Genomic DNA, 13,169 nt, shown 5'->3' with positions numbered 1-13,169 from the left:
CCGCAAGTTACCGGCATGGCCGGGTGGTCTGAGAAATGCCGCGGAACCGCAGACAAGCTGCGCCCAGCAGATGCAGACCGTCGTCGAAGTCAGAGCTGGATCTGTCCGCCGTCCACAGCGAGTTCCGCACCGGTGACAAAGCTGCTCTGGTCCGAAGCCAAGAACAACACCGCCGACGCGATCTCCTCGGGACGTCCCAGCCGCTTCATCGGCACCTGAGCCGCCATCCCGTCGAGCAGAGCTTGTTTCTGGTCAGCGGGTGCCAGGCCGGTCAGTCCGGGGGTTTCGATCGGGCCGGGGACGATGGTGTTGACCCGGATCTTGCGGTCGGCCAGTTCCGCAGCCCAGGTGCGGCCGAGGGACCGGATGGCCGCTTTGGACGCGGCGTAGAGACCGAAGGCGGCTTCGCCCTTCGAGGCCGCAGTGGACCCGGCGAGAATGATCGATGCGCCATCGTTGAGCAACGGCAAGGTCTTCTGCACGGTGAATACGGTGCCGGCAACGTTGCGGTCGAAGTTGTCGCGATAGTGATCCGGGGTCACGTCGACGAGGGCGGCGAAGTTGCCGCCACCCGCATTGGCAAATACCACGTCAAGTCCCGTGCCGTGCGCAGAGATCTCAGCGGCCAGTGCGTCGAGTTCGTCTAGCTTACTGACATCGCTCTGCACGGCGTGGGCGCCGGTCGAGGCGGCCGCCTCGTCGAGACGTCCGCGGTCGCGGCCGGTGATAAAGACGTAGGCGCCTTCGTCGGCGAAGCGCCTGGCGGTAGCCAGACCGATACCCGATGTCCCACCGGTGACCAGTGCAGTTTTGCCGTCGAGCTGTCCCATGATCGGGCTCCATTCCTAAGTGATCCATGCGCTTGTTCGGCTGCAACTCAGATGACGTATCACCTATTCCGTCGGGTCCAACAACGTCCAGAATCGAAGGATCAGTTCGTCGGATATCTCGGCCACGTCGAAGCCCGATGCCACAGCCTGCCAGAAAACCCGGTCCACGGGTTTTGCGGACCCCGCCGGCCTTAATGAACCGCAGGCCGTGCAGGGTTTTTTGCAATTCAGAAGCCTTGCTGTTAAGTGCGTCGTGGCCGCTGATCACGCCCTCGTCGTCGGTCCACTGCACATTGGCCGCATAGGTTCTCGCGATCGCCTCCGAGCGCCGCTGAGGGTCACGCTCGTTGAACACGTCCAGCAGGTTTGGCTTCCATCAGACGGGCAATGACATCGCTCACGTGATACTCCCATTTTTAGGTGAGATATCACCTAAAACGAATGCTACCTCGTTGCGGGTGGCAGCGAGCTGTTGTGATCGAGGTTGACGTGAATGTGCTCCAGTGCGGCGGTCAGTGGTGCGATCAGATTCTCAGGAAGGGGATCAAAAAACAGGCTGCGTACGAGGTCGACATGGCCGGGAGCGGCCTCGGCAAGGGCCCGCCGTCCACTTGGAGTGATTAATACGAGCGTGGTGCGTCCGTCCTCGGCGCTGGGGCGCCGTCTGGTAAGGCCGCGTCCCTCCATGCGCCGCAATTGGTGTGACAACCTACTGCGTTCCCACCCGATCTGCGCTGCGAGATCGCTGACGCGCATGGCCGCGTCGCGGTCGGCGCTGAGCGCGACCAGCACGTCATAGTCGGACAACGACAACCCAGAGTCGGCCTGCAGCTGGCGGTTCATCTCGTAGTTCATCCTGAGCTGCACGCGCATGTAGGCCACCCAGGCGCGCTGCTGTCGTGGAGTCAGCCACCCTCGCTTTGGTGATACGTCCCGAACTCGTCCTGGCGTCACAGTTGACAGTATGATGACGCTGCGGTCTCAGTGCGGGTATTCGGCGCTTTCCCAGCCACGTCCGCACAGACCGTTAGCGTTACCTGGCGCCGTCGATCACGTCTCCATCACGCGGCAATCCTGGCCGAATCCGCGCACCAGCCCGGGGGTGGGCAGACGAGGGCCAGCACTGATTTACCAGATGAAAACGAGGTACCTTCCCGGTAATCCTCCATATTCGATTCGTGCATATCCCTCTTTGCCTTTGGACGCGGAGATCGGCTCAACAACCCGCAATCCGGGCACGGAAGGTGCACGGGAGTGTCTGGGGTCCGCGGATGGCTGGGCTTTCTCGCCACGTGGGGTCCCCGCAAAGTGCGGGATAGCGTGCCAGGAGTTGTTGGAGGGCTATGGCCGTTTGGAGGCGGGCTAATGGTGCTCCCAGGCAGTAGTGAGCCCCGTGGCCGAAGGTGAGCGGTGGGGGACTGGGTCGGTCTGTACGGAGTTGGTCGGGTTGGTCGAAGACGGTGGGGTCTCGGTTGGCCGCGGCCAAGACGACAAGCACGGAATCGCCTGGGTGGATGGCGATATCGCCGATGAGGTGGTCACGCGTGGCGGTGCGCGCCACGGCCTGCACAGGGCCATCTAAGCGCATCAGCTCGGTGATCAACTGGTCGTCGACGGCCTCGATATTCTCGATGGGCCGGCTGCCGTGTGGCACCGGGGTGAGGAGGCGGATCGCCGCTGCGCCGAGCAAATTGGCGGTGGTTTCATGACCGGCGATGGCAATGATGATCGCGGTGGTGACGACGTCGTCGAGTTCGAGATCGGGGTCGGTCGCGATGACGCTGAGCAGGTCATCGCCAGGACAGTGGCGGCGGTCGGCGGCCAGCGGAAGAAATTCGATGAGCAGCGTGGCTAGGGCGTCTGCGCCGTTCCCGATGGCGATGGTGTGCTGCGAGTCGGTAAGCATTCGGGTGATTGCAGGGGACTCCTCGCGGAGGAGTCGGGCAGCGTCGACGTCGAGTCCCATCCAGGCTGCGGCGACCGCAATGGGTAGGGGTAATGCGATGTCAGTCATGAAGTCGAACTCGACGCCGGCGGGAATGGAATCAATCGCGTCTGCGGCCATCGTGGCGATGCCGTCGCGCAGGCCGGCGATGAAATTGCGGGTAAAGAAGTCTCGGACCGAGCCGCGCAGTCGTCGGTGGTCGATGCCGTCAGTAAACAGCATGTTGCGGCGCAGGATGTCTGGATCTGTTGCCTGTAGGGCGGGTTGGGTGTTGGGGTTGGCAAGCGGGTTGCTGGTCCAGCCTGGCCCGGCCAGAATCTGGCGAGCCGAGTGGTAGCCCAGGATCAGCCAGGCTGCCGCGGTGTCGTTCCAAACCACGTCGCCCTCGCGGCGGCACGCCTCATAGAACGGGTAGGGGTCCGCGGCATCCCAGGGCAGGCGCACCGCGGCTTGGACGTCAGGGGTGGTCATGATGGTCCAAGGCCCCGGGCAGGCCGCGCTCGCGCACCCAGGCGTGGTGCAGTTTTCCCAGCTCGGTGATCGGTTTGGCGACACCGTCGAGGTCGTCCATGATGGCTCGAATCGGCAGTGTGGCCTGCAAGCCGGCAGTCACACTGGCCCAGGCGAGTTGGATGCGACTGGTGAAAACCAACCATGGCGGAGGGGACATGCGGGCCACCACATGATTGGAGTCACGAATGTCGAACATCCCACTGATCGTGCGTGCCGTGGCGTCGGGTGTGAAGGTCGCTGGTTCGGCCGCGGTATAGTCCACGGCTGCTGTGTCGATGATCCATTGCTGCAGGTCCTCGGCGGTCAGGGACGAGTCGGCGCCAACCATCCCTAGCTGAACCAGCAGGTCACGAAAGTCATCCTTTCGTTCCTCCATCGAGGCGCGTATGGCTGCTACCCAGAGCCGCCGCTGCTTCTCGGGGAAATGCTGGACGCAGCCGAAATCTAGGAAGCCGACGCTGCCATCAGAGTTGAACCGGTAGTTGCCCGGATGGGGATCAGCGTGCACCAAATTGTCGTGCCGGTAGTTGCCATTGATGAAACGCGTGATCACCTCCGCCCAAGTATTCTTGAGCTCCTGGTCGGTCTGCTGTGCGGCCGGATAGTCCATGCCATCCAGATAGGTCATTGTCAGCACGCGGTCGCTGGAAGCTTCACCTACGACCTGGGGGATGCGGATAAACGGATGGCAGCGGTAGAGCTCGCTGAACCGGGTGATGGTGGCCGCCTCGTGGCGATAGTCGACCTCCTCGCCAATACGCGCGGCGGCCTCGCTCGCGAGCGTCCGAATGTCAACCTTGATCCCTGATGCCGCCGTGACAAATCGCATGAACGTTGCCAGGAGCTCGGTGTTGGCGAGATCGTCGCGGATCGCCTGAGCGACACCGGGATACTGGATCTTGACGACCACCTCGCGGCGGTCCGTCAGCACTGCCCGATGCACTTGGCAAACCGATGCCGCGGCCATCGGCTCATCGGAGAATTCGGCGAAATGTCGTACAGCAGAACCGAGTTCCTTTTCAAGTACTGCATGGACCAGTGTGGGGTGCATTGGTGGTGCGTCAGTTTGTAGCCGGGCCAGGGCTTTTTGATAGGGCCAGTATCCGCCGGTGCCTACTGCGCGGGCGTCGACCATCGACAGGATTTGGCCGGCCTTCATCAATACGCCTTTGGAATGGCCCAGCAGTTCCGTGTAGCGCTCGGCGGTGCGCTCGTGAAACCGCTCGACAGCGCCGCTATCACCGGTGCTCTCCCGTAATCCGGCTGCGAGCCGGCCTCCTGCAGCGCGGGCAGCGAACCCCGCCAGCAGCATGGTGCGCCGGAGGCGCCCGTGCGGCACCGATCTGTCGCGCTGTGCCATTGGGTCCTCTCGCAATGCTCACGATCTGTAGTAAGCTCTTACCAAATGTAAGTGATCACTTTGGAGAGGTCAATGACTGCACCGGTGTCGACCCGGGAACGACTGGTCACCGAAGCGATGCGACTGTTCAGCGCCAAGGGATTTGAAGCGACCAGCGTCTCCCAGATCGAAGCCGCCGCAGGCTTGGCCGCGGGCTCAGGCGCACTTTATCGCCACTTCAAGTCGAAGGACGCATTGCTCGACGCCGGGATCGATCGCCAGCTCGATCGCCGACATGCGATGCGCGACATCCGTACACTGTTCGCCGGACTGGGCGACTTACACGTCGAACTGACCGTATTGGGGCGCTATCTGCTCAGCGTCATCGACGAAGAGATCCAACTGCTCCAGATCGCCGCCCGCACACCGGCGGGGCGATCGGCTCGCCTGGACACCGCTTACGCCGCACTCATCGATGGATTGAACGCCGAACTGGCCGACTGGATCGGTGCGTGGGCGCCAACGCTGGCGCCGGATGATCGCGCCGTCCTCGCCGCGCTCGGCGTCAACGGCATTCTCGGAATACGCTTCGCCACAGGTATTTTCCACCAATCCTCAGTACGCATTCCCGACGATCGGTATCTCAGCGAATGGACCGTGCTCCTCGCGACCCGTATCGATACAGTTCGATGATGCGCGCAGCTCCCGGCGTATTGACCGAGGGCAGGGCGCCTCAATACGGGGCGCATGACTGGCAATCCTCCATAGTCGATTCGCGCATATTGTTCCGACGCGACGTCGCCAGGGAAAGGACGCCAAGGCGGCGATCGCGTGCAGGATGCGCACCTACTCACACGCCGCGATGGCTCGCGGGGCAAAATTGACACGTGCGCTTCTTTCAGGTCGATTGTTTCGCCGACCGACCCTTCGCCGGCAACCCGAACGCAGTGGTCCTGTTGAACTCACACTGGCCCGCGACGGAGTGGCTGCAACAGCTGGCCGCGGAAGTGAATTTGCCCGCGACCGCGTTCGTCCGCCAGGCGCAGCCTCACCTAGGCTTGCGATGGTTTAGCCCGCGTACCGAGCTCACGCTATGCGGCAGCGGCACCCTGGCGGCCGCCCATATCTTGTGGGAACTGGGAGAGCGGACCGAAACGCTGGGATTCACGACCTCCGCGGGCCCGCTGGAAGCACGTCTGCGACCCGATCACCGCATCACGTTGAATCTTCCAAGTGACGATCCCAGGTCCGTTCCAGTTGGGCCGGAACTCGTTGACGCGCTGGGTGTTAGGCCTCAGGCGGCGGCGCGGGGACGACTTGACCTGCTCGCCGAACTCGACTCAGCCGATGCTGTTCGCTGCATCAAACCTGATCTAGCATCACTGGCCATGCTGGAGGCGCGCGGCCTTATCGTCACCGCACCTGGAGAGGCTGACATCGACTTCGTCTCCCGCTTTTTCGCCCCGGCCGCGGGAATCGACGAGGACCCTGCGACGGCCTCAGCTCACTGCACACTTGGGGCCTACTGGTCAGCCAAGCTGAACAAGACCGCTCTGACTGGCCACCAGGCATCAGCGCGCGGCGGTTATATCGACGTGCACCTAAAAGGCGATCGCGTCGACCTGACCGGGAAAGCGGTAACCATCACGCGCGGCGAATTGACGATTTGAACGCAGCCGCGAGGCTACGGCTTCTCGGATCCGATCACTTCGCTGACTTCATCGACGAGCCGGCGGCGGGCGGCTGCTCTATTGGCTGGATTGGACCGGCACGATCTCGGTGCGGGCGATGGCGGCGGCGCGCTCGGCGGCCAGCTCGGTACGTCGTGGATCGACCATGTAGCCATCAATCGCCTCCTGCGACGCCCATTCAAATAGCTGAATCTCCAGCGGCCAACCACCCGAGCCGTCGGTGCGATCCCGGCGCAAAACCTTCCCGCAGTGTTCAGGAACCAGCGCTAGGACGGTGTCCTCGTAGGCCGATAGGGCTTCATCCATACCCGGGCGCGGCCACAAAAACACGTACATCGTCAGCGACACATTCCGAGTGTGTGCGGCATTGAACGCTCGGCGGCTACTCATGTGAAGACCTTACGTTTCCGGTCTTCAGCTACGTGGTGACGTCGTCAAGTATTTAGCGTGGCTTGCATATTCGGCGATCATCTCAGTCGAACTACCCGACCAAGCTCGGCGTCGACTGCTCGACGAGGGACCCACCGTCACTGCCCGGGCCGGCCGTACTCGGTTCTCATTCACCTCTACAACGCCGTCAACGACGTCGACTTCGCGCTACGCGCACTGTCGGATCTTCACGAGTACGTCTTGGTCCAGGCAAGCCTTTTTGCACGACACGATCGCGTCGAAGCGGGCCGCTAGCGCACCTAGCCCGGCCAGCGTCGGAATAGCTTCTCGGAGGCCCACGCCGGCCACGTCGGTGCGCCAATGACCGTGCCGGCGGTCAGTTGCGCGACTATCCGGGGCCCGTCGAGGCGTGAATTGTCGTAGATCGTTGCGGTGTCGGCGATCTCGATCGCATCGGCCACCAATTGCCACAATCGGCGGTGCCGTTCACGGATCTTGCCCTCGGGGACGTCGTGACCGCCGTGGCGGACGCGCCGCCGTACGCGTTCGACGGCGAGGCCCTCGGGGATCAGCATCACGTGCAGAGCGACGACGTAGCCCGCATCGTGGGCGGAGCGGATCAGCTCCAGCTTCGACGGATGGGAGAATACGGTCTCTGCGATGAACGAGACACCGGCATCGATCAGCTTGGCGCGGGTATCCGCCGCGATCCGCGCTGCATCGTAGGCGTGCGTAGCCGGATCGTCGGGCCAACGCTGCTTGGCGATCTCGTCGGCGTTGACGAGCACGCTGCGTGGCAACAACGGCGCCAGCGTGAACGCGATGAACGTCGACTTACCAGCGCCGTTCGGGCCGACGACGAGGTCGAGCCGCTTCACCGACGCGTCGCGAAGTCATGGCTCATCCGTCGACGTCGACCACGGAGGTAGTGCCGTCGGGCCGGTACTCGACGATTTCGCCGTCGTCGTTGAGCGCCACTGTCGTGATGCCACGCGCTGACAGCAGGTCACCGTAATGGGCGGTCGCTAGCGACTCCTCGATAGCGGCCGAGATCTCTGCATTGAAGACAAGCCCCTCATCGTCGGACAGATGGTTGGTGTCCAGATCACCGGCCAGCGCGGCCTCAATACGGCGCCGCGAGGCGGTCTGATGACTCGACACCGCCCGGCCCACTCGAGCCCAGTGATCGAGTTGCTGCTTGGCCGACCGGCTCTGGCGAGCACCCTCAGCAGCGGCGCTGTCCACAAGATCGGCGGCGACCCGCGTGACGCGGTCGGCGACGTTCGTCATATCCGCACCTCCTGTAGCAAAATGCTACGCCTCGTAGCGGAATGCTACAAGGCGTAGGCCACTCGCTGCGGCCGCTTGCCGTCTATCACCGCGGGCGTAAGTTCGTTCGGAGCCACGAACACCGCGGCGGCCTGCACCACTCACGTGGTTGGTTACGTCGGGGCCGAGCGCGTAGGTCAGCCGCAACTTGACCCACACCACAGGAAGACGCGGGGGAGAAGCCTATGAGAACGATCGCATACCGCCACCCGGCAGTCGTCGGCCTGGCCGCCGTCGCGCTAATCGCTGTGGGCTGCAGCAATGGCAAGAGCGTCGACGGGTCGGCACCACCTCAGGTCGGTGCGCACCCCATCTCCACGTCTACAACCCCGGCGCAGCCCACCGAGGTCAAGCTCATCGGGGAGAGCGATGTCGAGGTGACCCTGACCGGCCCGATCGCCGCCAAGTACTCGTCGGCAACCGAGGATCAGAAGAAGGCCCTCGGCAAGCCGCTGACGGGTGACCGCAACGCGGGAAAACGGGCGAGTGGCTTGGTATTCCAACAGTTTCAGGGCGGCGTGATCACTGCAAAAAACGACAAGCCCGGGACGCCCGCGTTTATCACCACGGGCAAGCTCCGGGAGGCATGGAATGTCCCGCGCGACCCGAACGGCGTGCCCGCGATCACCGGCACTAACGGTTCGGCAGGTCCGCTGGGATTTCCGACCAGCGACGTGAACGCCGTCGACGATCTGCTCGTGTCGAACTTCGAGCACGGCACGATCGAGTACAACCCCAAGACCGGCCAGGTCAAGGTTGCCGTAAACGGCAAGGCCGTACCATCTGGGCTGTAGACCGAATGAGGCGTTCATCAAACTCCAAATATTGCAGGTCTACGGCCACCGAAAAGCCTTGGGCGCCAAGCGAAATCTGTGGATATGTCCGCGGCTGGCAACGGGAGCGATGCAATATGCAGTATGGACTCTGTGGTCAGCGTCCGTCCAACACATGGTCTGATTCATCAGGAAAAACGGAGTAGTTCACCGGTAACCCTCCATATTTGATTCGTGCATATTCCCCACGAGCCCTCGGAGGTGGGATGGGCACTCGCGGTTCACCGCACCGGTGGCGAGCCGAGCGCGGTAGATCAGGGGGATGGCGCGGGTACCGGGGACTTGGCCGTTCCGGGCGAAGCCGCAGTTCCATGCAGGCACTGCTGGTATTCCGGGCTACCTGGGACGTTATCGGCACCGCAGTTGCAATCGTGAACTTGCGCGGGATTGCCAAGCGAATCGCAAAAGTCGCTAGCCGAGGCCGATGGTGCGGCCCACATGACACCAGCGGTCAAGGCTGCCGCTAGACCACCGACCGTGGTTATCAATACTCTCGCCTTCACGTTGGACTCCTTTACTCCCGAAGCCGACGGCACTGTGCTGCGGCTGGTTGCGCTAGCCGAATAGTAGGGCTTTTCATCCTCCGGCATTAACCGCGAACCCACCACCCCGACGCCGGGGAGGTGGCCCTGACTGGGGCTGCCGCAGCAATGTGAAAACCGCACTCACGTGGAACCGGTGATTGTCTTACAAAGCGTCGTACACTGTTCCTATGGCTGACACGATTACCTTCCGGCCCGACGAGGACACCGCGAGGGCGCTGGAGGTTTTGACCAAAGACGGCACGGCTGTGTCCGCAGCCGTGCGATCTGCTCTTATCGATGCCGCACGCCGGAAGGCCAACGCGGCGATTCGCGCCGAGGCGGAAAGGCTTGCCGAAGACGAGTCCGACCGTGCTGAGGCCATGCAGGTGCTACGCGATATGGAGACGCTGCGTGCGTGGTGAGGTCTTTCGTTTGCATGCCTCGCGGGGGAGTCGCGGTCATGAGCAGTCCGGTTCCCGATACGCCGTAGTAGTCCAGTCAGATCAATTACCGCTGTCGACCTGGCTGGTTGCACCGACGTCTACGTCGGCTCGTGCCGCCAGCTTCCGACCCGGGGTTGAAATCGGCGGCGTGAACACCCGCGTACTTGCCGAGCAGACCGCAGCGGTCGACCCGGGCCGGCTCGGCAAGAGCGTCGGGTTCTTAAGCCTCGACGAATTGCGCCGCGTTGATGCGGCCCTGCGTGTCGTCCTCGCTCTATGAGCGCCGGGCGCCATCATGACCGCCTGAGAGTTTATTACTGGTAATCCGCCACATTCGATTCCGCCGAATTCCGGGTCATGCGGTCGCCGTGGACCCAAGGGCATTCAGCGCAGCGCGTCAATTGCCGAGCCCTGGTCTCGCAGCGCCTTCTCGGCCAGCTTGGCCATCGATGTGCGATTCCCGGGCTGCAGCCAGCGTTGAAAGGCATCGCCGTAGGCGAGCGCGCCGACCTGGGCGGCCAGGTTCGCGATGGGCGGTTGTACCCCGCGTTTGACCAATGCCTCGGCCATCGCTGCGGTCAAAGCGGCGGCCTTAAGGAGGTCGCGCTCCTTCAATTCCAAACTGCTGGCGATGACCGCCTGACGTTTGGCCAGAAATTCTCGGCGGTCGCGGGCGAAGCTTGCTGCGAATCCGGTCAGTGCTGCGCCCACCGCTTGCATCGGGGTGGCGTCAGCAGGGGCACTTGCGATAGCCGCAGCGAACATTTCGCGGTAGGCGTCCTGGCCGCGGAAGAGAATCTCGCGTTTGTCGGCGAAGTGACGAAAGAAGGTGCGTTTGGTCAATCCCGCGCGCTCAGCGATCTCGACCACTGTGACGTTGTCGTATCCGCGGTCGGCGAACAGCTCGACTGCGGCAACTTCCAACCGCGCGGCCGCGTTGGGCTCCCACCGGCTCATATCCGCATTCTAGAGTCCACGCCGACCGGATGACACCAAGTGCCGTGATGGTGTAGTGTGATGACACTCGGTGTCATACTGCCCAGCGTCGTGGGGTTGCCCGCGGCGATCGCCCACCAGGCAGACGGGAACTGGAATGAAGGATCTTCGCGTCGTGCATGGGGATTACGCGGTCGTGAAGGGGGCGTCCTCGGGTATTGGAGAGCAATTCGCACGCCATCTCAACTCAGCCCGCGTCAACGTCGTTCTGGTGTTGCGCCGCAAAGATCGCCTGGAGGCGCTGGCCGCCGAGCTTTGCCGCGCACAGTTCGCTCGCGGACTCCGAGATCGTTGTCGGTCAACATGTTCGGCTGGCTGTTCAGCCGCGCTCTCGTAGAGACCGCAGCGCACAATCAATCGAACGGAAATTCACTCTGCTGCGGCATATTTCGAAAGGAAGCTTGAGATGCACATTGTCGGTATGCCCGTCGACATCCCTGATGAGATGATCTCGACCTTGATCCGACCCGAATTCGACACGTTGGCACCGGTCGAGCTCTTCCCCAGGGTAGCAAGCCATCTGGATCGCACGTATGCCACCGTTATCGGATTTCGGCCGCTCACCATGGATCTGCACATCCCAGCGCGTCGGGTGACGACACCGGTTCCCGTTGTGGTGTACGCGCATCCGGGGGGATTCTTCACCGGTATCAAGCAAATGGGGCCATGGAGATTTCTCCTTGAGGCAGGTCTGGCCGTGGTGTCGGTTCAGTACCGACTCAGCGGTGAGGCCGTCTTTCCCGCCGCCGTCCAGGATGTCGCCGCCGCCGTGCGATGGGTGCGGGCCAACGCCGACCGTTACGGATTCGATGCCGAGCGCATCGTTGGATTCGGTTCCAGCGCAGGCGCTTACCTCATCAGCGCCGTCGCATTGGCCGGCGACAGCAGCGACTTGGTCGGCCGCATCGAACCGTACGCCAAGGTGTCCTGCCGACTCGCCGGCGTCGTGGAGCACTACGCACCCACCGATTTTCTTCGACACGATCAGGACGCACACCGCGACGCCATCGAATTGATGGAGGGTCCCGACAGCACACTGGCGCGCTTTTTCGGGTTCGTGCCCTCCAGCCGGCCCGACGCCGTGGAACGCGCAAACCTGTGCCATCTCGCGCACCCCGGCGCGCCGCCCTTCCTGATCGTGCACGGTGACCACGACCGTCGTGTCGGCATAGAGCAGAGCCGTCGCCTGTATCGCGCGCTCACCGACGCGGGTGCCCGAGCGGAGCTGGTCGAGATCGCCGGCGGCGATCACGGATCGCCACACTTCAACGCAGCGCCGCTGCACCAGACCACGCTGGCATTCCTCGCATCCGTTCTGGCACTACCCCTCCACCTCTAAACACCGCACGTTCGACATCACCGATTGGAGAACCCAGATGCCCACACTGCAGCGCATTCAGTACCACCAATACGGCGGACCCGAGGTGATGCAGCTCGAAGACTTCGAGCCCAGAAAGCTGGGCGCCGACGACGTCCGTGTTCGGGTTCGAGCGGCCTCCGTCAACCCGATGGACTTCGGGATCCGCAACGGCAAGATGAAAATGGTTACCGGCCGCAGCTTTCCACGCGCGATGGGCTATGACTTCGCCGGCATCGTCGAAGCCGTCGGCGATAACGTCACTCGGCTGCAGGCGGGTGATGAGGTGCTTGGCGGCGCCTCGATCAAGGAGTCGGGTGCGTTCGCCGACGTGGTCGTCGCCGAACAAAAAGCTGTGGTGAAGAAACCCGCTGGCCTGTCCTTCGAGGCGGCAGCCGCCATTCCCATCGCCGCCGGGACCGCATATCAAGCCCTGTTCACCAAGGCGCAGCTGCGGCCCGGCGAGTCGGTGTTCGTACACGCGAGCCTGGGGGCCGTCGGCCGCTCCGCCCTCCAACTCGCGTCCGCCCAAGGGGCTTCGGTGGGCGGAAGCTGTCGCGCCGGCTCCGCCGACGAGGCACGCGCGCTCGGTATCGATCCCATCGTCGACTTCGACTTCGACCCGACCGCGATCACACAACGGTTCGACGTCGTCCTCGACGCCGCCGGCAAGCTGCCGATCAGCAAGGCCCGCAAGATATTGGCACCGCACGGTCGCATCGTGAGCGTCAAGCCCAGTCCAGCCAACATCGCCAGAAGCGCCCTGCCCGGTCCATTCCAAGTCGTGATCGCGCAAGTGGTCACCGCCGATATCGAAGCGATCGCGCAAGCCGCCGCCGACGGTCACCTCCGACTACCCGTCGCTCAAGCGGTGCCGCTTTCAGAAGCGATTCCAGCACTGACCCAAATGGAACAACACGGAACTGCCAAACGGGGCAAGCTCATCATCCTGCCCGGATAAACGACCCATCGATCAAGC

16 protein-coding genes are annotated in these 13,169 nt (G+C 63.1%); 8 read left to right on the top strand and 8 right to left on the bottom strand.

What is annotated here, in order from left to right:
• Window positions 1-89: 89 nt before the first annotated feature.
• From AWC03_RS07835 to AWC03_RS07815, 4 genes are all read right to left on the bottom strand, one after another.
• Window positions 90-830 carry an SDR family oxidoreductase gene (locus AWC03_RS07835; RefSeq protein WP_085239938.1) on the bottom strand — a complete coding sequence of 247 codons (741 nt, stop codon included), beginning with the start codon at window positions 828-830 and terminating at the stop codon, window positions 90-92.
• Between the two features lie 444 nt (window positions 831-1,274).
• Window positions 1,275-1,703, bottom strand: a complete 429-nt coding sequence (locus AWC03_RS07825) for a MarR family winged helix-turn-helix transcriptional regulator (RefSeq protein ID WP_085239980.1) — start codon at window positions 1,701-1,703, stop codon at window positions 1,275-1,277.
• A 343-nt stretch (window positions 1,704-2,046) separates the two neighbouring features.
• Window positions 2,047-3,246: a cytochrome P450 gene (locus AWC03_RS07820; protein WP_142278340.1), complete on the bottom strand. Its 1,200-nt coding sequence runs from the start codon at window positions 3,244-3,246 to the stop codon at window positions 2,047-2,049.
• Window positions 3,233-4,648 carry an ABC1 kinase family protein gene (locus tag AWC03_RS07815; protein WP_249025842.1) on the bottom strand — a complete coding sequence of 472 codons (1,416 nt, stop codon included), beginning with the start codon at window positions 4,646-4,648 and terminating at the stop codon, window positions 3,233-3,235. Before AWC03_RS07815 ends, AWC03_RS07820 begins: the two co-directional genes overlap by 14 nt.
• 72 nt (window positions 4,649-4,720) lie before the next feature.
• Here AWC03_RS07815 and AWC03_RS07810 point away from each other — a divergent pair, with 72 nt between their 5' ends.
• Window positions 4,721-5,320, top strand: a complete 600-nt coding sequence (locus tag AWC03_RS07810; protein ID WP_085239936.1) for a TetR/AcrR family transcriptional regulator — start codon at window positions 4,721-4,723, stop codon at window positions 5,318-5,320.
• Window positions 5,321-5,514: 194 nt separating this feature from the next.
• Complete coding sequence (locus AWC03_RS07805) at window positions 5,515-6,297, top strand: PhzF family phenazine biosynthesis protein (RefSeq protein WP_085239935.1); 783 nt, start codon at window positions 5,515-5,517, stop codon at window positions 6,295-6,297.
• 78 nt (window positions 6,298-6,375) lie between these two features.
• On the opposite strand, the gene AWC03_RS07800 is transcribed toward AWC03_RS07805, so the two are convergent.
• From AWC03_RS07800 to AWC03_RS07790, 3 genes are all read right to left on the bottom strand, one after another.
• Entirely contained in the window at window positions 6,376-6,666 is a 291-nt protein-coding gene (locus AWC03_RS07800) for a hypothetical protein (protein ID WP_085239934.1), read from the bottom strand.
• Between the two features lie 341 nt (window positions 6,667-7,007).
• Entirely contained in the window at window positions 7,008-7,586 is a 579-nt protein-coding gene (locus tag AWC03_RS07795; RefSeq protein ID WP_085239933.1) for an ATPase, read from the bottom strand.
• Window positions 7,587-7,608: 22 nt separating this feature from the next.
• Window positions 7,609-7,998 carry a TA system antitoxin ParD family protein gene (locus AWC03_RS07790; RefSeq protein WP_085239932.1) on the bottom strand — a complete coding sequence of 130 codons (390 nt, stop codon included), beginning with the start codon at window positions 7,996-7,998 and terminating at the stop codon, window positions 7,609-7,611.
• A gap of 224 nt (window positions 7,999-8,222) precedes the next feature.
• Between AWC03_RS07790 and AWC03_RS07785 the strand changes: the two genes are divergently transcribed.
• From AWC03_RS07785 to AWC03_RS07775, 3 genes are all read left to right on the top strand, one after another.
• A complete protein-coding gene (locus tag AWC03_RS07785) occupies window positions 8,223-8,831 on the top strand; it encodes an LGFP repeat-containing protein (RefSeq protein WP_085239931.1) in 609 nt (202 codons plus the stop codon).
• Between the two features lie 751 nt (window positions 8,832-9,582).
• Complete coding sequence (locus AWC03_RS07780) at window positions 9,583-9,816, top strand: hypothetical protein (protein WP_065446892.1); 234 nt, start codon at window positions 9,583-9,585, stop codon at window positions 9,814-9,816.
• Window positions 9,806-10,117 (top strand): type II toxin-antitoxin system PemK/MazF family toxin, encoded by a 312-nt coding sequence (locus AWC03_RS07775; RefSeq protein WP_085239930.1) that lies wholly within the window; start codon window positions 9,806-9,808, stop codon window positions 10,115-10,117. Before AWC03_RS07780 ends, AWC03_RS07775 begins: the two co-directional genes overlap by 11 nt.
• Before the next feature lie 104 nt (window positions 10,118-10,221).
• On the opposite strand, the gene AWC03_RS07770 is transcribed toward AWC03_RS07775, so the two are convergent.
• A complete protein-coding gene (locus tag AWC03_RS07770; RefSeq protein WP_085239929.1) occupies window positions 10,222-10,794 on the bottom strand; it encodes a TetR/AcrR family transcriptional regulator in 573 nt (190 codons plus the stop codon).
• A gap of 136 nt (window positions 10,795-10,930) precedes the next feature.
• Between AWC03_RS07770 and AWC03_RS07765 the strand changes: the two genes are divergently transcribed.
• The 3 genes from AWC03_RS07765 to AWC03_RS07755 all read left to right on the top strand — a co-directional run bounded on the left by AWC03_RS07765 (window position 10,931) and on the right by AWC03_RS07755 (window position 13,151).
• Window positions 10,931-11,170, top strand: coding sequence for an SDR family NAD(P)-dependent oxidoreductase (locus AWC03_RS07765; protein ID WP_208859406.1), 240 nt, complete (start codon window positions 10,931-10,933; stop codon window positions 11,168-11,170).
• Between the two features lie 84 nt (window positions 11,171-11,254).
• Window positions 11,255-12,172, top strand: a complete 918-nt coding sequence (locus tag AWC03_RS07760) for an alpha/beta hydrolase (RefSeq protein WP_158089953.1) — start codon at window positions 11,255-11,257, stop codon at window positions 12,170-12,172.
• 88 nt (window positions 12,173-12,260) lie between these two features.
• Window positions 12,261-13,151 carry an NADP-dependent oxidoreductase gene (locus tag AWC03_RS07755; protein WP_249025840.1) on the top strand — a complete coding sequence of 297 codons (891 nt, stop codon included), beginning with the start codon at window positions 12,261-12,263 and terminating at the stop codon, window positions 13,149-13,151.
• The last annotated feature ends 18 nt before the right edge of the window (window positions 13,152-13,169 follow it).

It is taken from the genome of Mycobacterium europaeum (assembly GCF_002102155.1).
Lineage (GTDB): Bacteria > Actinomycetota > Actinomycetes > Mycobacteriales > Mycobacteriaceae > Mycobacterium > Mycobacterium europaeum.
This window is presented reverse-complemented; position numbering and strand designations above follow the sequence as displayed.